The sequence below is a fragment of the Marinobacter sp. KM021 genome, assembly GCF_050707965.1.
GTDB lineage: Bacteria > Pseudomonadota > Gammaproteobacteria > Pseudomonadales > Oleiphilaceae > Marinobacter > Marinobacter shengliensis.
On record NZ_CP136129.1, the window covers coordinates 1,963,628 to 1,982,734 of the forward strand.

At 57.3% G+C, this 19,107-nt stretch carries 19 protein-coding genes; 8 read left to right on the forward strand and 11 right to left on the reverse strand.

The genetic code is table 11. From position 1 onward, the window contains the following. Positions 1–87: 87 nt before the first annotated feature. Positions 88–840, reverse strand: a complete 753-nt coding sequence (rpsB, locus tag RVM24_RS09290) for a 30S ribosomal protein S2 (protein WP_058090260.1) — start codon at positions 838–840, stop codon at positions 88–90. Between the two features lie 273 nt (positions 841–1,113). On the opposite strand from rpsB, the gene map reads away from it, so the two are divergent. From map to dapE, 6 genes are all read left to right on the forward strand, one after another. Beyond that, complete coding sequence (gene map / locus RVM24_RS09295) at positions 1,114–1,884, forward strand: type I methionyl aminopeptidase (RefSeq protein WP_106695231.1); 771 nt, start codon at positions 1,114–1,116, stop codon at positions 1,882–1,884. Then, positions 1,885–4,530: a [protein-PII] uridylyltransferase gene (locus tag RVM24_RS09300; RefSeq protein ID WP_061333440.1), complete on the forward strand. Its 2,646-nt coding sequence runs from the start codon at positions 1,885–1,887 to the stop codon at positions 4,528–4,530. Continuing rightward, positions 4,527–5,729, forward strand: coding sequence for a succinyldiaminopimelate transaminase (gene dapC / locus RVM24_RS09305; protein ID WP_431475273.1), 1,203 nt, complete (start codon positions 4,527–4,529; stop codon positions 5,727–5,729). Before RVM24_RS09300 ends, dapC begins: the two co-directional genes overlap by 4 nt. Continuing rightward, entirely contained in the window at positions 5,726–6,061 is a 336-nt protein-coding gene (locus RVM24_RS09310; protein ID WP_286921967.1) for an ArsC family reductase, read from the forward strand. The genes dapC and RVM24_RS09310 overlap by 4 nt, the downstream gene beginning before the upstream one ends. Before the next feature lie 39 nt (positions 6,062–6,100). Next, positions 6,101–7,129, forward strand: a complete 1,029-nt coding sequence (dapD, locus tag RVM24_RS09315) for a 2,3,4,5-tetrahydropyridine-2,6-dicarboxylate N-succinyltransferase (protein ID WP_431475274.1) — start codon at positions 6,101–6,103, stop codon at positions 7,127–7,129. 113 nt (positions 7,130–7,242) lie between these two features. Continuing rightward, complete coding sequence (dapE, locus tag RVM24_RS09320) at positions 7,243–8,373, forward strand: succinyl-diaminopimelate desuccinylase (RefSeq protein WP_286921965.1); 1,131 nt, start codon at positions 7,243–7,245, stop codon at positions 8,371–8,373. Between the two features lie 84 nt (positions 8,374–8,457). Here dapE and RVM24_RS09325 read toward each other — a convergent pair whose 3' ends face one another. Beyond that, on the reverse strand, positions 8,458–8,676 hold the full coding sequence (locus RVM24_RS09325) for a SlyX family protein (protein WP_058090267.1): 219 nt from the start codon (positions 8,674–8,676) through the stop codon (positions 8,458–8,460). A 150-nt stretch (positions 8,677–8,826) separates the two neighbouring features. On the opposite strand from RVM24_RS09325, the gene RVM24_RS09330 reads away from it, so the two are divergent. Further along, entirely contained in the window at positions 8,827–9,369 is a 543-nt protein-coding gene (locus RVM24_RS09330) for a cold-shock protein (protein WP_058090268.1), read from the forward strand. Positions 9,370–9,435: 66 nt separating this feature from the next. Here the strand turns inward: RVM24_RS09330 and RVM24_RS09335 are convergent, their stop codons facing one another. The 4 genes from RVM24_RS09335 to RVM24_RS09350 all read right to left on the reverse strand — a co-directional run bounded on the left by RVM24_RS09335 (position 9,436) and on the right by RVM24_RS09350 (position 14,634). After that, the gene (locus RVM24_RS09335; RefSeq protein WP_072676890.1) at positions 9,436–9,810 is read right to left on the reverse strand and encodes a hypothetical protein; all 375 of its coding nucleotides are present in this window, start codon (positions 9,808–9,810) and stop codon (positions 9,436–9,438) included. Then, positions 9,782–11,194, reverse strand: coding sequence for a hypothetical protein (locus tag RVM24_RS09340; protein WP_431475275.1), 1,413 nt, complete (start codon positions 11,192–11,194; stop codon positions 9,782–9,784). Before RVM24_RS09340 ends, RVM24_RS09335 begins: the two co-directional genes overlap by 29 nt. Before the next feature lie 204 nt (positions 11,195–11,398). After that, on the reverse strand, positions 11,399–14,032 hold the full coding sequence (locus RVM24_RS09345) for a DUF6351 family protein (protein WP_431475276.1): 2,634 nt from the start codon (positions 14,030–14,032) through the stop codon (positions 11,399–11,401). Between the two features lie 161 nt (positions 14,033–14,193). After that, positions 14,194–14,634 (reverse strand): VOC family protein, encoded by a 441-nt coding sequence (locus RVM24_RS09350; RefSeq protein WP_286921961.1) that lies wholly within the window; start codon positions 14,632–14,634, stop codon positions 14,194–14,196. Positions 14,635–14,693: 59 nt separating this feature from the next. On the opposite strand from RVM24_RS09350, the gene RVM24_RS09355 reads away from it, so the two are divergent. Next, on the forward strand, positions 14,694–15,590 hold the full coding sequence (locus RVM24_RS09355) for a DUF1853 family protein (protein WP_286921960.1): 897 nt from the start codon (positions 14,694–14,696) through the stop codon (positions 15,588–15,590). Between the two features lie 25 nt (positions 15,591–15,615). Here RVM24_RS09355 and RVM24_RS09360 read toward each other — a convergent pair whose 3' ends face one another. From RVM24_RS09360 to RVM24_RS09380, 5 genes are all read right to left on the reverse strand, one after another. Then, positions 15,616–16,200: an AAA family ATPase gene (locus RVM24_RS09360; protein WP_286921959.1), complete on the reverse strand. Its 585-nt coding sequence runs from the start codon at positions 16,198–16,200 to the stop codon at positions 15,616–15,618. Continuing rightward, positions 16,178–16,591 (reverse strand): TA system antitoxin ParD family protein, encoded by a 414-nt coding sequence (locus RVM24_RS09365; protein WP_431475277.1) that lies wholly within the window; start codon positions 16,589–16,591, stop codon positions 16,178–16,180. The genes RVM24_RS09360 and RVM24_RS09365 overlap by 23 nt, the downstream gene beginning before the upstream one ends. Before the next feature lie 67 nt (positions 16,592–16,658). Further along, complete coding sequence (locus RVM24_RS09370; protein ID WP_431475278.1) at positions 16,659–17,270, reverse strand: hypothetical protein; 612 nt, start codon at positions 17,268–17,270, stop codon at positions 16,659–16,661. 133 nt (positions 17,271–17,403) lie between these two features. Then, positions 17,404–18,618, reverse strand: coding sequence for an IS256 family transposase (locus tag RVM24_RS09375; protein ID WP_431475389.1), 1,215 nt, complete (start codon positions 18,616–18,618; stop codon positions 17,404–17,406). Between the two features lie 37 nt (positions 18,619–18,655). After that, positions 18,656–19,060, reverse strand: a complete 405-nt coding sequence (locus tag RVM24_RS09380) for a hypothetical protein (RefSeq protein WP_431475279.1) — start codon at positions 19,058–19,060, stop codon at positions 18,656–18,658. Positions 19,061–19,107 lie beyond the last annotated feature (47 nt).

Consider the following 19,107-nt stretch of genomic DNA (forward strand, 5'->3'; position numbering starts at 1 on the left):
CCTCTTAATCGTTTCCGAATTCGGTGGGGAGGTATGCCCGGATTAACGAGCGGGCATACCTTACAACTCAAACGTGAAGTTTAAGTGTTACTCGGCAGCCGGAGCGGCGCCCGCAGCGTCTTCGCTGACTTCAACAAACTCGTCAGCACCAGCGCCTGCAGACTGGGAAGCTTCCAGGCAGGTATCGGCAACAGCCTTCACGTAGATCTGGATGGCGCGGATGGCGTCATCGTTACCCGGGATTACGTAATCAACGCCGTCCGGATCGCTGTTGGTATCAACAACACCGATAACAGGAATACCCAGCTTGTTGGCTTCCTTGATAGCGATACGCTCGTGATCCACGTCGATAACGAACAGCGCGTCGGGCAGGCCGCCCATATCCTTGATACCACCGATGGAGCGCTCGAGCTTGTCCATTTCACGGGTACGCTCAAGGGCTTCTTTCTTGGTCAGTTTGTCGAAAGTACCGTCTTTGCTCTGGGCTTCCAGATCACGGTAGCGGCGAATAGACTGACGGATGGTCTTGTAGTTGGTCAGCATGCCACCCAACCAGCGATGGTTAACGTAGGGCTGGCCGGAACGCTGAGCTTCTTCCTTGATGATCTTGGACGCAGCACGCTTGGTACCAACGAACAGGATCTTGTTCTTGCTCTCTGCCAGCTGCTGAATCACATTCAGCGCTTCGTTCATGGCAGGAACAGTCTGCTCAAGGTTGATGATGTGAATCTTGTTGCGGGCACCGAAAATGTACTTACCCATTTTCGGGTTCCAGTAACGGGTCTGGTGACCAAAGTGAGCACCTGCTTTAAGCAGGTCACGCATATTTACCTGAGCCATGATATTTACCTTTTAGCTTCGGGTTAGTCCTCCACGCGTCCGATTGCCCCAACCAGCCTCCTTTAAACAGGAGCCGGCACCCTGGGACAACGTGCTGACACGTGTGTGAATTTGCCGGATTCGTTTCCGGCGGGCGCGTTTATACCATAAAGCGACACCGGGGCGCCATTATTTTTAGCGCAACCCTATAGTCACGATAGCAGGCAGCTCGCCTTGTACCTGACCCCTCAGGCCCTTAAAATGCCTGTTTGATGCAAATCAACAGGTATAGCGATGCAAGTATCCATCAAGACTCCCGAAGAAATTGAAAAAATGCGCGTGGCCGGCCGGCTGGCGGCCGAAGTTCTGGAAATGCTGGACGAACACGTAAAGCCCGGAATTTCTACCGAGGAGCTCAACAGCATCGCCCACGATTACATCGTCAACAAACAGCAGGCTATTCCGGCGCCGCTCAACTACAAGGGTTTCCCGAAATCCATCTGTACATCGGTCAATCATGTGATCTGCCACGGTATCCCGACCGAAAAGAAAATTCTGAAAGACGGCGACATCATTAACATTGACGTCACCGTTATAAAGGATGAGTACCACGGCGACACCAGCAAGATGTGGGTCGTTGGCAAACCCAAGCCCGGTACCGAACGCCTGATCCAGATCACCCAGGAGTGCCTATATAAAGGTATTGAACTGGTCAAACCCGGCACCCGCCTGGGCGACATTGGCCACGTCATCCAGCAGCATGCCGAGAAACATCGTTATTCCGTGGTAAGAGACTACTGCGGCCACGGCATTGGCAAGGTGTTCCACGAGGAGCCGCAGGTCATGCATTACGGCAAGCCCGGCACCGGCATGGAACTGCAGGAAGGCATGACCTTCACCATCGAACCGATGATCAACCAGGGCAAATACCAAACCAAGCTGATGGCCGATGGCTGGACCGTGGTCACCAAGGACCACAAGCTGTCTGCCCAGTGGGAGCACACCATCCTGGTGACCGCTGACGGCTATGAAGTGCTGACCAAACGATCGGAAGAGTCATTCTAAGTGGACCGAAGCGAGCTGGAATCCCGTATCAGCAACGACACCTCACCGGTATTTGCCGCCAGGGAACTGTTACGGGAAAGCTATAATGCTGACGCCGAAGCTTTCCGCCAGGGTGCAGATGTAAGAGCCCTGGTTCATGCCAGAGCCAACACCATAGACAAAGTGCTCAGGCTGATCTGGAATCGGTACCCGTTTTCCCGCTCCTCCGACATTGCCCTGGTCGCCGTCGGCGGCTACGGGCGCGGCGAACTACACCCCCACTCCGACATAGACCTGCTGATCCTGACCCGCCACGGCATAGAAGAGGCCTGGCAGGATGACCTGGGCGCATTCGTTACCCTGCTCTGGGACCTCAAGCTGGATATCGGTCACAGTGTGCGCAGCATGGAAGAGTGCCTCTCCTCGGCCCGGCAGGACATCACCATCCTGACCAACCTGCTGGAGACCCGAACCATCGCCGGCCCCGATGGACTGCGGGCAGAGCTCAGTGAGCTGGTCTATTCCGACGAGGTCAGCTCGGATCGTGACTACTTCCTGGCCAAGCGGGAAGAGCAGCAACAGCGCCACAAAAAGTACGGCGACACCGAATACAACCTGGAGCCAAACGTTAAAGGTTCCCCCGGCGCGCTTCGGGACATCCAGACCATCGGCTGGATCACCAAACGCCACTTTGGCCTGCAGAACATTGCCGACCTCACCCGCTTCAGCATTCTGACCGAAGAAGAACACCAGATCCTGCACCAGGGCGAAACCTTCCTGTGGCAATTGCGTTATGGCCTCCAACTGATCGCCGACCGCAATGAAAACCGGCTGCTGTTCGACCACCAACGTGCGCTCGCGGAAATGCTCGGCTACAAAGATGAAGGCAAACGGCTGGGCGTAGAGCTGATGATGCAGTCCTACTACCGCACCGTACTAGCCCTGGCGGAGCTGGCTGACGTTATCCTGCAGTACTACGACGAAGCCATTATCGGCGAGGGCAGTGAAGACGAAATCCGCCCGCTGAACAAACGCTTCCAGATTCGCAACCTGTATATAGAAGCCATCAACAACCAGGTGTTCGCCTACGCCCCCTACGCCATCATGGAAATCTTCGTACTGATGGCCCAGCACCCTGAAATCAAGGGCATCCGTGCGACCACCATCCGCTCGTTAAGGGCCCACCGGCACCTGATTGACGACGCCTTCCGGTCAGATCTGGCAGTCACCACCCTGTTCATGGAACTGTTGCGCACGCCACACGCCCTGGACCAGACTCTGTCTGCCATGAAAAAGTACAACGTACTGGGCCGCTACTTGCCGGAGTTTGGCCAGATCATCGGCCAGATGCAGCACGACCTCTTCCATATATACACGGTCGATGCCCACACCATGCGCGTGATCCGCAATATGGCGCGGCTGAACAGTACCGACGTGCGCAATGAATACCCCCTGGCCTCCCGGCTGATTCATCGGTTGCCCAAACTGGAAACGCTGTTTATTGCTGGCCTGTATCACGATGTGGCCAAGGGCCGTGGCGGTGACCACTCAGAACTGGGCGCCATTGACGCAGAAGCCTTCTGTGAACGCCACCACTTGAGTGAGCGGGACACCCAGCTGGTGTCATGGCTGGTGGAAAACCACCTGCTGATGTCCATGACCGCCCAGCGCAAGGACATTTCAGACCCGGACATCATCCAGGCCTTTGCCCGCGCAATGCCCAGCCAGGCCCATCTGGATTACCTGTACATTCTGACGGTGTGCGACATCAGCGCCACCAATCCAAAACTCTGGAACACCTGGCGCGCATCCTTGCTGCGCCAGCTTTACATTGAAGCCAAGCGCGCCTTGCGCCGTGGCACCGACACGCCAGTAGACCGCCAGGCCTGGATACGCGCCACCAGGGAAGAAGCCCGTCAGATCCTGCACGCACAGAATATGACCGATGAGCAGATTGATCCTATCTGGGAAACCGTAGACGAGGACTACTTCCTGCAGGATTCCACCGTGGATATTGCCTGGCAGACGGCAGCCATCATTCGCCACGGTGACAACCCGGACCCATTGGTGCTGATTCGTGACACCCGGGGTGGGCCGACAGACGGTTACTCACAGATCATTATCTACATGAAAGACCGGGTTGCCCTGTTTGCGGCAACCACGGCGGTGCTTGAACAGCTGAACCTGAACATCGTGGATGCCCGCATCAACTCCAGCGAAGGCCCCCACTCGATCAGCTCCTACGTGGTATTGGATGAACAGGGTCAGCCACTGGGCGTTGATCCGGCCCGCAAGGAAAGAGTGCGCAAGCGCCTGATCGAAGAACTCGATGACCCGGAAGACTACCCGGACATCATCCACCGGCGCACGCCCCGGCAGCTGAAGCACTTTGCTTTCCCAACCGAAGTGACGTTTTCCAATGACACCATCAATCAGCGCACGGTGATGGAAGTCATCACCCCGGACCGCCCCGGCCTTCTGGCCCGCATCGGCCAGGTGCTGCTGGAACACCGGGTGCGACTGACCAACGCCAAGATCGCCACCCTGGGCGAGCGCGTGGAAGACGTGTTCTTCATCACCGATGAACACGGAGAGCCGCTGCGCGACCCGGGCGTGTGCCAGGCCCTGCAACAGGACCTTTGCAAAATGCTGGACGACATTCAATGAACCCGAATCTCGAAAGACTTCACCCTTACCCGTTCGAAAAGCTGGCCAAACTGAAAGCCGGCATTACGGTGCCGGAACACCTGAAGCCGATATCGCTCGGCATTGGCGAACCCAAGCACCCATCACCCGCATTTGTGAAGCAGGTGATCGCCGACAACCTGGACAAACTGGCCAACTACCCCACCACCAAAGGCATCGACGAGCTGCGCGAAGCCATCGCCACATGGGCCAGCAAGCGCTTTCAACTGGCCGAGGGCACCCTCGACCCAGCGCGGAACGTGGTTCCGGTCAACGGTACCCGTGAGGCCATTTTCGCCCTGGTTCAGGCGGTGGTCGATACCAGCAAACCGGCCACCGTGGTAAGCCCGAACCCGTTCTACCAGATCTACGAGGGTGCCGCTTTCCTGGCCGGCGCCGACCCCGTGTACCTGCCCTGTGATAACAGCAACAACTTTATTCCGGATTTCGACGCGGTGCCGGAATCAGTCTGGAAAGACTGCCAGGTCTTGTTCCTGTGCTCCCCGGGTAACCCCAGCGGCGCAGTCATCCCCCGGGAGACTCTGGTAAAGGTTATCGAACTGGCCGACCGTCATGACTTTCTGGTCGCCTCCGATGAATGCTATTCCGAACTCTACCCGGACGAAGCCACCCCGCCCGAAGGCCTGCTGCAAACCTGCGCGGCCATCGGTCGTCACGACTTCAAGCGCTGCATTGTGTTCCACAGCCTGTCCAAGCGCAGCAACCTGCCCGGCCTGCGCTCCGGCTTTGTGGCCGGTGATGCCGAGGTACTGGCCGGTTACCTGAAGTACCGCACCTACCACGGCTGCGCCATGCCCGTTCACAACCAGCTGGCCAGCATTGCCGCCTGGAGTGATGAAGATCACGTGCGGGAAAACCGCGCCGCCTACCGGGCCAAGTTCGAAGCGGTGGTGCCCATCCTGCGCGAAGTGATGAACGTGGACTTCCCGGATGCCGGTTTCTATCTATGGCCGGAAACGCCGATGGATGATGAAACCTTCGCCAAGGAGCTGTCTGCACAACAGAACGTGCACGTGCTGCCCGGTCGGTACCTGTCCCGAACGGTAGATGGCCACAACCCAGGTGAGAACCGAGTGCGCATGGCGCTGGTAGCACCACTGGAGGAGTGTGTGGAAGCAGCCCAGCGAATCGTCGATTTTGTAAAAGGTTTCAAAGCATGAAGTTATATGGCATCAAGAACTGCGATACCGTGAAAAAAGCCCGTAAGTGGCTGGACGACAACGGCATCGTCTACGAATTCCACGACTTCAAGAAAGACGGCCTGACCAGCGAGAAGCTGAGCCAGTGGGAGCAGGCCATAGGTTGGGAAACCCTGATCAACAAGCGGGGCACGACCTGGCGAAAACTTCCCGACGAGCTTCGTGATACCATTAACGCCCAAAATGCCCACCAGATCATGCTGGAGAACACCTCCATCATTAAACGCCCGGTGGTTGAGCGGGGCGACGAAGTGACCGTGGGCTTTAACGCAGACCAATGGGCTGCGTGGTAAAACCAATTTTCAATCGTTAAGTACAGGAGCAACCACCAGATGAGTTTTGCATTCGGCATTGGCATCGGCACCCAGAATAACCAGGGCGAATGGCTGGAGGTGTATTACCAGCAGCCGATCATGACCCCAGGCAAAGACCTGATCGACGTGGTTGAAACCGCGCTGGACTACAAAGGCGGTAACCAGGCCATTGATGTTAAAGCCGAGCAACTGACCAGGTTTGCCAACGCCCTGCGCCAGCTGGGCCAAACCGACCAGGCGAAACTTGCGGAAAAAGCGGCCGAGAGCAAGCGCCCTGTGGTTGTTACCGTGCTGGCTACCGACGATACCGCCTCCAGCACCCCAGAAGTGTATCTGAAGCTGCACCTGATCTCCCACCGGCTGGCCAAGCCCCACAGTGTAAAGCTGGACGGCATTTTCGGCCTGCTGCCGAACCTGGCCTGGACCAACGAAGGCGCCGTCGACCTGAACGAACTGCCAGAGCACCAGCTGCAGGCCCGTATTGAGGGCCGCACCCTGGAAGTGAAATCGGTCGACAAGTTCCCGCAGATGACCGACTACGTGGTACCCAAAGGTGTGCGTATTGCCGATACCGCCCGTGTTCGTCTGGGCGCCTATGTGGGCGAAGGCACCACCGTGATGCACGAAGGCTTTATCAACTTCAACGCCGGCACCGAAGGCACCAGCATGATCGAAGGCCGCATTTCTGCCGGCGTGATGATCGGCAAGGGCTCTGACCTGGGCGGTGGCTGCTCCACCATGGGTACCCTGTCTGGTGGCGGCAACATCATCATCTCCGTGGGCGAAAACTGCCTGCTCGGCGCCAACGCCGGCATCGGCATCCCCTTGGGCGATCGCTGCACCGTTGAAGCTGGCCTGTACATCACCTCTGGCACCAAGGTGAACCTGCTGGATGACAACAACGAGCAGGTAGAAGTCATCAAGGCCCGCGACCTGGCCGGCAAGAACGACCTGCTGTTCCGTCGCAACAGCCTGACCGGCGCGGTCGAGTGCAAAACCAATAAGTCTGCCATTGAACTGAACGAAGAGCTGCACGCTAACAACTAAAAGCGTGATTTAGCCACGGACGACACGGACAATCACGGACAAAACCCTCCTTGATGTCCGTGAACGTCCGTGTTGTCCGTGGCAAATTTTCTTTTTTTACACAGGTTTCCCGCATGTCATTATCACCCACTTTAGAACTCGCCATGGACCTCATTCGCCGCCGCTCGGTTACGCCGGATGACGCCGGCTGTCAGGAGCTAATGATGTCCCGCCTGGCGCCGTTGGGCTTTGCAGGCGAGAACCTGCGGTTCGGTGATACCGACAACCTCTGGGCCCGCAAGGGCTCAGACGGCCCGGTACTGGCATTTGCCGGCCACACCGATGTGGTGCCAACCGGCCCGGAGAAAAACTGGGCGCACCCGCCGTTTGACCCTGTCATCAAAGATGGCTATCTGTATGGCCGGGGCGCAGCAGACATGAAGGGCAGTCTGGCGGCCTTCATCACCGCCTGCGAACGCTTTGTGGCGAACAACCCTAAGCACCGAGGCTCCATTGCCCTCTTGATCACCAGCGATGAAGAAGGACCGGCCCAGGACGGCACGGTTAAAGTGGTAGAAACCCTGGAAGCCCGCAACGAAAAGATGGACTGGTGCCTGATTGGCGAGCCTTCCAGCACCCATCAGGTGGGCGATGTCATCAAGAACGGCCGCAGGGGCTCCCTGCACGGCTACCTGACAGTACACGGCGTACAAGGCCACGTGGCCTACCCTCATCTGGCAGAGAACCCCGTGCACACGGTAGCACCGGCGCTGGATGCACTGGCCAGGGAATTCTGGGACAACGGCAACGACTTCTTCCCGCCGACCACGTTCCAGATTACCCGGATTGAATCCGGCGTGGGCAGCAACATCATTCCCGGCGAGTGCCTGGTGCACTTCAACTTCCGCTACTGCACCGAGAATACGGCAGAAAGCCTGGAAGAGCGGGTAGTGGCCATTCTGGACCGGCACCAGCTCAAGTACGACCTGCAGTGGCACCTGAGCGGCCGCCCCTTCCTGACCGACAAGGGCGCCCTGGTTGCCGCCAGCCAGAACGCCATCCGCTCCGTCACCGGCCGCGAGACCAAGCTGTCCACCTCCGGCGGCACCTCTGATGGCCGCTTCATCGCACCGACTGGAGCACAGGTAGTAGAACTCGGCCCCATCAACGCCACCATCCACAAAGTGGACGAATGCGTAAAGGCCGAAGACCTGGATACCCTCTCCGAAATCTACGAACAGATACTGGAAGAACTGCTAGGCTAACTCTGAGGGGGCAGACCCCAGCGCGTCAGTGGGCCCTAAGGCCGCGCTGGGGTCTGACCCCGGAGCTCAAGCCATACACCAAATTCAATAATGCGGAGGCGGAGTCTCATCCTCCTCCGCCTTGATATTCGAAGGCGAAATATCCTTCAACTGCTTATGCAGCACCTTCTTGGCATCCCACAGCTCCCGAATATCCATCTCCTGCTTCGCCACCTGCTCACTCAGGGTATTGATCACATCGTCCTGGAACGCAAGTCGCATTTCCAGCTCTGCAAGCCTGTCTTCCAGTGTCTTTTTGCTCATGAGATTTGGTCAGCCCTTTCGGTAATCTGGTATGATGCCGCCTTTTACCGCCAACATTGAACATTGGCGGCGTTCATTGGCCGGGCATGCCATGTTACCCGATGTCTGGCTTTTTATCGTTAGTGTTAACCCATGGAGAATATTCAGCCAATGCGTAATCCAGCCAAAGCGATCCGTCTTTCCCTTATGATCGCCATTCCGGCACCCCTGGTACTGTTTCTGCTGCTGTCTGTCACACCGCAATTCCTGGCCGCGCTGAGCGCTGGCAACCTCGCCGAGGCACTGGGCAGTGTTGGTGGCCTTGCAGCGTACCTGATTGCCTTTGTTATTTTTGCCATCACCGGTTTTCTGGCCATCGCGCTTGCCACCAAGCAGCCCTCCGCAGCGCCGGCTTCCAGAAGCCAGAGCCGCCCGGCACGCAACAGTCGCCAGAACAACGTTTATGATGACGAAGAAGACGATTTTGACGACACCACACCGGAAGGTGACGAAGAAGGCACCGTCAAGTGGTTCAACGTCAAGAAAGGCTTTGGCTTCATCGTCCGCGACAGCGGCGACGAGATCTTCGTACATTTCCGCGCCATTCGTGGTCGTGGTCGCCGAGTCTTGCGTCAGGGCCAACTGGTTCGGTTCAACGTTGTGGAAGCCGACAAAGGCCTGCAAGCAGACAACGTGTCTATCCTGAGCGAGTAATTTCAAAGCACGGAATACGAAAAAGGCAGCCTCCAATGGCTGCCTTTTTACCTTCTGGCGATCGGTTCAGTTCCAAACCACCCGTTGTTCACCCCGGTGGTCCAGGCGCCACCACTTCTCATCTTCCACCGGATCGCCCTCTTTCCAGTCACCGGTGCTGCACCGTATCTCCCCTTCCATGGCACGCCAGGCACTTCGGGCGCAGTCCAGGTCACTGTTCCAGGGCAAATCGTCGCCCTCCATCAGCACAGAGGTAAACCTCTTTCCAAAGGCGCCGGGATACAGGGTAATCCGCAAACGGGTACCATTGAACAACGCACTTCCCTTCACCACCGACGTGACATCCGAATCGTCCAGTTGAACGTCATCAAGCTGGTTCTCCAGCCAACCGGATATGGCCGCCGGTTCCAGATCACGAATATAAATTTCCAGGTCCTGCACCCAAGGTATCTCCCTGCTGTTGTTCACAATTCAGCACATAGTGAACCGGCCCGGGCCTGGCTGCAACCCATCGTTCCAGTTCCTGGCGAAGATCCTCCACCAATAACCGACGCAGGGTGCCGGAACGCTTACGTTCGTGCCAAACCACCTCAGCGGCGGCTTGTTCAAGATCCAGTTGTTGTATCTGCAGCTCTACCCGCTCAGCACACTCACCCCGGGCGAGGGCCACCAGGGACTGGCGCCGAAGGGTGTCGTGTTCTGCCGCCAGAGCCACCGCCTCCAGCGGTCCCCGGCTGGCAAACAGGTCAAGCCTGGCGGCTGCCCGGTGCAACCATTCGAGCATACCGCCGGGCGTTGCTATACTTCGTGTTTGGCGGGACGCCGCATACTCCATCGCTGCCGGCGACAATTGCAGGTTCCAACGCTTTTCGATGGCTGGCTGGTGTGCTGTCAAGATCGCTCTTCTCTGCGCCTCGCTAACACCCGGCATCGCCATGGTTTCCAACTCCCGGCCCAGAATGGCGGTCAACCGGCTGTTGTCTGTTCGTCCTTTACCCCTGTCGTCTGATGCCAGCATCAGGATTGGCCCCTGCCATCCTGTCACCAGTTCCCGAACAGCACCATCCGGCATGCTCATCAGTTCCAGTAGGTCGAGCGGTGCCACATTGTCCAGAATCATCGCTGGCCACTGCGCGACTCCGCCCCCGCCTGATGGGACCACCGGCTGATCGGACGCCATCACCTCTGCCTGGCGGCGCAAGTCCATCTGCACCCACGAGAATCCCGGCGTCGCCAGCAACATCCTCAGCCAGGCGGTTTTTCCGCTACCACGGGGGCCTGCTACCCAGATCAACCCATTCCGGTTTGCGGATAAAGCCACCACAACGTCCTCAGCCAGCTGCAACCAGGCTGGATCAGTCACCGTAACGGGGCTGAAAGGTTGGTCAGGGGAAGCCGGAGGTGTGCAGGCCTCACCCTCCGCACTCGGCCAGTGGCTGACCAGTTCCAGCACCGCCACATAGGCTTTGTCTTGCAGGCGCTCCGCAAGGTGAACCAGCCCATGCAACAGCACCGGCCAGTCCAACCAGGGCTGGTCGGTCGCTTCACGGGTGCTGGAAATCCAGTAGATAAGCTGGGAAGACAAATCTCCATCGCCACGGACTTCCGCAACAATGGGTTGCTCGCCCTGAATGGTACGAATCAGTTCATCCAGGTCCACACCCTGGCGTTTCAGAAACGAAACTGCCTCCGGAACGGCATCGAGCAATGCCAAGAGGTAGTCTTCAACGGTAATCACCGAGCCGCCGCGGCTGGCGACATTGTTGCGGGCCTGCAAAAGCGCAGTCTGACACTGGGGCGCAAGGCACCCTTGCCAATCATCCATCGGCATTCTCCTTCCTTGGGTTTGGGGCAGCATCATCCTGATGCATGGTTTAAACAGCGAAGGATTTTAGGGGGAAGAGCGGCCAACAGCAACGGTTAGCCGCCTGTTTTTCTGATTCGGCCGCACTCTGTTCAGGTTGGAGCTTGGGCCGATGCCTTGCAAGCCAATCACAGGGCCAGGCGCATCCCGACCCTGTGGCGCTGATCACTCAGCCTGATTGGGTGACAGGGTGACCGCAAACGCGGGTGAAGCCCACCCCGGAACAGGCTGATCGTTGCTGCTCAGCGGCGCGCCGCCATGCACCACCGTCTCGGCATCACCATAATGCATCCAGGTCACTGTTGGTACCTGGCCAACCGGTGGTTTGCTGTAATCGCATACCCCGTTCGGGAAGATCTCCGCAACCTTCTGGGCAAAGTTCTCAGAGTTGAAAATACCCTGGAGCAGATTGGCTGAATAATCCGCAGGGTCAACTGGCTTGAGCTGACACTTGTTATTCAGGGTGCGAATGTCATCTCCGGCCACGGTTCTCGGGGTGCCAAACCGGGTTTGCACCAGCAGTGCCTGGGTTTCAACAATCGGGTCTGTGATCGGCGCCAGCAGATCGGTCACCAGCGATGGCAAGCCAAGGGCGCCAAGATCCAGGCCGCACACCTGCCCGGTGGCCACGTCCAGGATCTCACCCATCTCTGCTGGCAATCGGTTGGTCGGCAAGTATTCCAGGCCGGGCAGAACCGGGTCCGGGTACAACAGGCCACCGGTGAGCGGCAGAATCACACCCCATTCGGCGGTAGCGCCCGACAACGACAGGCAGCGATCACGGGCGAAGCCGGGCCGGTTGCGAATCACTTTCTCCGGCAGGCTATCCTGGCGCTCATCCGCCTCGATGCCCGCCAGCCACTGGTCCATGGTCAACAGGGCCTCGGTGGTAAACACGGTATCCCCGGCGATCGGGAAGGCGCCATACCAGATCACATGGTTGAGCGAATGGCCCTGAACCTCCTCAATGCGGGCACGGGTTTGCCAGGAGTGGAAGGCATCGTGGGCAAAGCCGGGGTCCGGGCCTCGCAAGTCAATCATCGGCACACCGGCAAGATTCTCTGCCGTGTTGATGGCGCCGGTGCGATAGGCATTGGTGATGGCCTGGATATCGCCCAGGGTACGCTCTGGCTGATATTTGATGTCCACGTTGAAGCCACCAATCTCCCGGTTCAGATCCAGGAACTGGGAACCGGTAATCAACCCTTCCTGCAATGCTCTGAGGCCGTACTGAACCCCTTCGTTATCCAGCGGAATGCCGGCAAAACCCCGCCCCAAAAGCTGTTCATTCTCAGACCACACCTCCGGTGGCCGCTCGCCAAACTGGTTGACCATGTAATCGATCAACCCGCAGCGCAGGCCGCCCGGTCGTTCCTCAGGATGATAAACCTCAACGCCCTCCTTCAGGCGCCGGCAATCCTCCTGATCCGGGTAGGCCGCCGGGAAAAAGGCCAGGTCTGAAACCACTGGATTGACGGGCAGGTGCCCATAGATAAAGGGCCACTGGGTTGGCAGCAGGCCGTTGGTCAGCAGATCCGTCATGAAGGAGAAGAACCCTTCCGGACCCTCCGGCATCTGTAGCCCAAGGTAGTTGCTGATCAGGTTGTAGTCCGCGAACTGGGTAGCGGTGGTCCAGACATCCGGATAGGAACACTGAACAATCAACCCCTGATAGATACCGGGATAGGCATTGGCAATGTGTTGCTGGGCAATCGCCCCGCCCGAGCAGCCAGTGCCAATGGTGTAACGGACCGGGCCATAGTTCTCGATGATGTGCTCCTTGGCCATCATCAAGGACTCGGCAGCAGTAACCAGGTTCACGTTATGGCCGAGGTTGGCCTGGGCGGTGGACAGGGTTACAAAACCCCGGGCCAGCGCCACGGAAATACTGTCTCCCAGCAACAGCTCGTTACCGCTAGTCAGGCCGGAAATGTCACCGTTGGGCGGACTGCCCATACCGTAACTCACCCCCACGTTACCACCGTGATGAACCAGTACTTTCCCGTTCCACTGCTCCTGGGGATTCAGGGCGGTCCAGTCGTTTCCAGGTTGGAACAATGACATTACCTGGTAACGGTCCCGGTTCAGCACACCGGTTTCCACACGAACGATGAACGGCATTTCAACGCCTTCGTCGGTGGTCACGGTGGCGATGTCGTCATCGGCGGGAGGGTTTTCCGGGTCGTAAGGCAAAAAAGCATCCGGCAGGCCGGGGTCTTGCGGATCAAACTCGATGAATAGCCGCGTAAAGCGCTCCGCAGGAACATACTTGAAGCGGTATTCCGCAGGCTGGTTGCATTGCTCGTCCATCGCAGCGGCGTTGGTGCAGGTCCAGGGTTGAACCTGGGGGCCCGAAAATACTGGCCCACCTTTCGGGTGGTTAGTGATGGTCTTCACCAGCCGGCTACTGCGATTGTCCAGCAGCACTTCCAGCGTGTTGTCGCCCAACGCCAGGCCGGTAACAAGGCCACGCAACTGACCAGCTTCCATCAAGGTAAACTGCCCGGTTACATCCTGGCCGTTCAGCAAAACACGGGCACCATCGGGATTGGCGACCTCGATGTCTATCAGGGCATCGCCACCGCTGATCAGATCGGCGCGATTGGACAGAACCCGCACCTCGCCCTCACCTATTGGCAGACCTTTGTTGCCATCAGACTGACCGGGCGGCGTAGTGCCCGGAACCGTCGGCCCCGGGCCCTGGGCATTGGTATTATCGGAAGCGTTCTCTGAACCGGAACCCCCGCACCCCACCACACCCAGCATAACGGCTGCAACCAGAGCGTTTCTGGAGAACATAACGACCACCTCATTTGTTGTTGTTTTAGTAACAGAGCGTTACATAGCGCAACAAATGATAAGCGAGTGTTATGTTTCAGGGCCTTGGTCAAATCGCCCGGGGCCTGCGTCAAAAATGTGAATCAAGTCTCACTTTAGTCTGGCCAATAGACTCCATGGCTTCACCAGGTACCGGTGTTTTCCATACTGGCCCAGGGCTCCTGCGCCGGCAGCGCATCGCCCTTCTGCAGCAGTTCAATCGAGATATTATCCGGCGTTCGAATAAAGGCCATATGGCCATCCCGAGGCGGACGATTGATGGTAACGCCGTTGGCCTGGAGCCTTTCGCACAGCGCATAAATGTTGTCCACCCGGAATGCCAGGTGCCCGAAGTTGCGGCCGCCAGTGTACTCCTCAGGGTCCCAGTTATGGGTAAGCTCAATCATCGGCGCCCTGTCTTCACGGGCACGGGCTTCGTCTTCCGGAGCTGCCAGGAACACCAGGGTAAAACGGCCTTTCTCACTGTCTTTACGAGAAATCTCCACCATACCCAGCAGGTCGCAGAAGAAATGGAGTGTGCCATCCAGATTGCTGACCCGAATCATCGTGTGCAGGTATTGCATATAGGGCTCCTGTGGTTTCGTGACTCTCAAACACGCTCAGTTTACGTTATTCTCAGGCCATGACGACAAACGCAGAAACCGAAACCCTGCTCAACCTGCAGATACCGGCCATCCGGCACCTCGCCTGGCTGTGCACCGCACCGCAACTCCTGGCCGCCCCCGTGAGCTTTGAGCCACTGCAGTGGCTGCCCGATGATTACCGCGACACGCTCAAGCACTGGGACAAGCACCCGGACACCATGCCAGCAAGACTCGCGGCCACTACCGAGCGCCGCCTTGGTCATTACTTTGAGCGTTTGTATGAAGTGCTCCTGTTCGATCTGCTGGGTTGGGAACTGCTGCTAAAAAACCAGCAGATCAAGGCCGGCAACCGAACCATCGGCGAGCTGGATTTTCTGGTGCGAAACCCAAACACCCAGTGCCTGGAACACCATGAAATTGCCATCAAATACTATCTGGGCGTCAACGAAGGCCCCGACATTACCAAGTGGTACGGGCCAAACGCCAAGGACCGCCTGGACCTGAAAGTAGACCGAATGCTCAGCCACCAGAGCCTCATGGCACAGCGGGAGGAAGCGCAGGCGCTGTTAGCAGATCTGGGGCTTTCAGAACCGATTATTCCGCGAGTGTTTTTGCCGGGCTATCTGTTCTATCCCGATGACGAAGTGGCACTTCCGGACTACGTACCGGCGGGCCATGGGCAGGGGCGATGGTGCTATACCCGCGATTTGGAGAACACCGATCTGACCGGCTGGGTGCCGTTGAAAAAGCCGCATTGGATTGGGCCTTGGAGGCAGGGTGCCCAGCCTGATATTGAGGCGGCGCGGGAGGCAGTGGCATTTGTGGAGGCCCAGGGCGTGCCGGTGTTGTTTGCGCGGGTGGAGTGGCAGCCAGGGATTGGGTGTTGGGTTGAGAGGGAGCGGAGGTTTGTGGTGCCGGGGGAGTGGCCTGCTTGACGCCCAAGAGTAACGTATGACGGAACTACATCCTGATAAAAACCTCAGCCCACTCCGGCAAGACGTCCTGATGCAGCACCCACTCTGCCCCACGTTGCTCGGCCACTCGCAAAAACGGCTTCTCGGCACTGGAGTTGTCAACAAGATAAAGTTCGTCTACCAAGCCAATGCTTGCCTTCACATTCTGCATGGTACGAGGGATGCGATCTTCGATCTTCTTCTCAGGAACTCCATGCCCTCCCGCCTTTACCCGAGAGGACACCCGAGCCTTGTTCAGCGCCACAAAATCGAGGTGGAAGTAAACCATTCGGATTCGAAAGCCCGCCGCTTTGGCAGCACCCAGAAAGTCCAGCTTCGATGGATGAGAAAACACTGTTTCAAAGCAAAAGCTGCTGCCCTCCTCCAGAAAACGAAATCTTTCCTTTTCGGCAATTAAAGCCGCCGCATAGCTGTGTTTCTCTGGCTCATCCGGCCAGAGGCTCCTGGCAATGTTATCTGCGTTGATAAACGGAAAATTTCGGCGAGCCAGAAATTTTTCATAAAAAGTCGACTTGCCGGCCCCATTGCCGCCGACCAATATCCAAAGTTCAGGCTGCGTTGTCTCGATCATTCAGCGCCTCAAAAACTCCGTTTCTGAAAACACCGGTTTGCCGGGTACCATCAGGATGGATAGCCTGCAGATATCCCGGTTTGTTTGGTGAACGCTGATAGACAACACGATTATTAGCAATAGTCTTAGCAAGCTCACCGGAATCACGAGCAGCATCCACCTCAGCCCATAATTCATCACCGGATACCGGCTCCGGAACTAACGGCTCCACCTTTACCCGACGATTGCCCTGCGCAATGGACATCAGATCCTCAGCCGAGACTTCGCCAGCGACAATCCTGCCAATCTCCGCCCAGTATTCGATCTGTTTGGGCGTAGAACGACGTTGAACCTGAGCCTCTGCAGCCGCCTCCCGGATCAGTTTGTCATCGATTCGAATTGCAGTTGCCATGGTGCCCTCCTGAAATGATTGCTGCAACCATGCGTACAGATTACTACAGGCATTGCATTTTGCAACATCAAATTGGCCAGGCCTCGGCCGGTCGTAGTTTGCGGTATTCTTCCATCGATATCTTGCCCAGTTGCGGCGTAAGTTTGCAACGGCGCTTATCCCACGGATACTCCACCTGGCGCCTCAACCACTCAGCACCCTCGCCTTTTTTCCAGGCTTCCAGATCCAAGTCTCGCCAGAACCGAGGATTACGCCCGGTACGCTCGTCATGCTCCGCAGTGACCGGATCCAGATGCCGGAACGGTTCCAGCCTTGGCACATCCGGCAAGGGCTGGGAGGTATCCATGTAGCGTTGAAGCATGTCCCAAAGCGCCATCACCTCTTCTTTCGAGGGCTCGACCCGGCCCAGGGACGTCTGGCTGAATTGTTTGGCGGTATAGCGATGCACAAACATCAGACGATAAAAGACACCGCCGGCTTCAATGACTCGCTCCACGTAGGCATCGAACTCCTCAAAAGGGGCTTTCAGTTTCTTGCCGCCCGACATTGCAAAGCTCACTTCACCGGTTTCACGACTGAAGTAGCTTTCTCCGGCTTCGAGGCCTCGATTCAGGAGCTTGCTGAGGAGTTTGTCAAAGGGTCTGAGTAGCAGGGCGAAAGCGCCCATGACCCAGGGCATGGTTTTTACAAGGATGAAGAGAGAAGCCGCTATCCATCCAAAGCCAGCTAGAAGAATTAACACGAACTTCAGTAACTTCGGGAATTCGACTAAATTAGAGCCTGTAAATAAATCTGTGTAACTGCCCATCCCATTACAGGTGACCGTCCAGACGGTCACCGAATTCGATAATAAAGCGATTCAATGCCGGCTTCCAATCACGGATCGGCATCGTCCATTTCTTTGAGGCCTGCTGGATCGCCAGGAAGGCCACTTTCAGTGCCGAGTCATCGCTGGGGAACAGCTTACGGCGCTTGGTGGCTTTGCGGATGACGCTGTTCAGCGACTCAATGGCATTGGTGGTGTAGATCACTTTTCGGATGGCCGGAGGATACTCGAAGATGGTGATCAGGTTGTCCCAATGGCTGTGCCAGGATCGGGAGATCTGTGGGTACTGACCGTCCCAGCGTTCTCCGAAGGCCTCCAACGCCTGCCGGGCTTCGTGTTCCGAGGCAGACTGGTAGATCTGCTTCAGATCGGCCGTCACGGCCTTATAGTCCTTCCAGGACACGTAGCGCAGCGAGTTGCGAACCATGTGCACGATGCACAGCTGCACCTTGGTCTGAGGGTACTCAGCAGCAATAGCATCCGGGAAGCCCTTGAGGCCGTCCACGCAGGCGATCAGGATGTCCTCCAGACCACGGTTCTTCAGTTCCGTCAGTACCGACAACCAGAACTTCGCGCCTTCGGTCTCGGCCAGCCAGAGGCCTAGCAGCTCCTTCTGGCCTTCCATGTTGATGCCCAGGGCCAGGTATAGGGACTTGTTGATCACCCTCTTGTCCTGACGAATTTTCAGCACGATGCAGTCCAGATAGACGATGGGATAGATCGGATCCAGCGGACGGTTCTGCCACTCCTGAACCTGCTCGATCACCCGCTCCGTCACCTTGGACACCAGAGTGGCCGAGATGTCGGCGTCATACATCTCCTTGAAGGCGTCCACGATATCCCGGGTGCTCAGGCCCTTGGCGTATAGCGCCAGGATCTGGTCATCCATCTGGGTCAGGCGGGACTGGCCCTTGCGGACGAACTGAGGTTCGAAAGAGCCATCACGGTCACGGGGAGCCTCTATCGGCACATCTCCGTGCTGGCCCTTCAGGCGCTTGGCGGTATAGCCATTTCGACTGTTGCCGGTGCCACGGCCTTCAGGCGCATGCTTCTCGTATCCGAGATGCTCGTCCAGTTCGGCATTGAGGGCGGTCTCGACCGTCAGTTTGACCAGTTGCTGAGTGAGGGCTCCGAGATCTTTTTCAGACTTGATGTCCTTGGCCAGCTCGGCGGCCATAGCTTTGAGTTTTTCTTGGTCCACTTGTGTACCCACGATGGTATCCTTTTGAAAAGATTACTCAGTCGTGAGCAGTTACACAATTTGGTTTACAGCCTCCTAAATTAGCTAAATAGATCGACGACACCCCACCACCGACGAGCACTAGACCGCCCCAAGCGTAAGGTACTAGTAACAGTAAAGCAGAAAGACCAACGAATGCCTTGCCACTGAGAAAACGAATTCGACGCTGATTCCACCTCCAATCATCAGAATGAAAAACCTCTGGGTCACTCTTATCCTGATGTTGAACAGCCCCCTCATCCTCACAAACCCGGTAGTAGGGCTCGATACCAGCGTAATCACCAACCGGTTGCAAATCCTGACCAAGGCGTTGTCTGTTTTTCACGGCTTCAGGAGTAGGAGGAAGCTGATTCTCCAACCTTCCCGCGTTCTCATAGGTCTCTTCGTTACCATCCTGACTCAAAGCGCAACCTCTTTAAAAACCACGTACAAAACGTTCCAATGGTAACG

Coding starts and splice junctions, on each gene's coding strand:
- rpsB (WP_058090260.1), bottom strand. CDS start 840: ATGGCTCAGGTAAATATGCGTGACCTGCTTAAAGCAGGTGCTCACTTT.
- map (WP_106695231.1), top strand. CDS start 1,114: ATGCAAGTATCCATCAAGACTCCCGAAGAAATTGAAAAAATGCGCGTG.
- dapC (WP_431475273.1), top strand. CDS start 4,527: ATGAACCCGAATCTCGAAAGACTTCACCCTTACCCGTTCGAAAAGCTG.
- RVM24_RS09310 (WP_286921967.1), top strand. CDS start 5,726: ATGAAGTTATATGGCATCAAGAACTGCGATACCGTGAAAAAAGCCCGT.
- dapD (WP_431475274.1), top strand. CDS start 6,101: ATGAGTTTTGCATTCGGCATTGGCATCGGCACCCAGAATAACCAGGGC.
- dapE (WP_286921965.1), top strand. CDS start 7,243: ATGTCATTATCACCCACTTTAGAACTCGCCATGGACCTCATTCGCCGC.
- RVM24_RS09325 (WP_058090267.1), bottom strand. CDS start 8,676: ATGAGCAAAAAGACACTGGAAGACAGGCTTGCAGAGCTGGAAATGCGA.
- RVM24_RS09330 (WP_058090268.1), top strand. CDS start 8,827: ATGCGTAATCCAGCCAAAGCGATCCGTCTTTCCCTTATGATCGCCATT.
- RVM24_RS09340 (WP_431475275.1), bottom strand. CDS start 11,194: ATGGATGATTGGCAAGGGTGCCTTGCGCCCCAGTGTCAGACTGCGCTT.
- RVM24_RS09345 (WP_431475276.1), bottom strand. CDS start 14,032: ATGTTCTCCAGAAACGCTCTGGTTGCAGCCGTTATGCTGGGTGTGGTG.
- RVM24_RS09350 (WP_286921961.1), bottom strand. CDS start 14,634: ATGCAATACCTGCACACGATGATTCGGGTCAGCAATCTGGATGGCACA.
- RVM24_RS09355 (WP_286921960.1), top strand. CDS start 14,694: ATGACGACAAACGCAGAAACCGAAACCCTGCTCAACCTGCAGATACCG.
- RVM24_RS09360 (WP_286921959.1), bottom strand. CDS start 16,200: ATGATCGAGACAACGCAGCCTGAACTTTGGATATTGGTCGGCGGCAAT.
- RVM24_RS09365 (WP_431475277.1), bottom strand. CDS start 16,591: ATGGCAACTGCAATTCGAATCGATGACAAACTGATCCGGGAGGCGGCT.
- RVM24_RS09370 (WP_431475278.1), bottom strand. CDS start 17,270: ATGCCCTGGGTCATGGGCGCTTTCGCCCTGCTACTCAGACCCTTTGAC.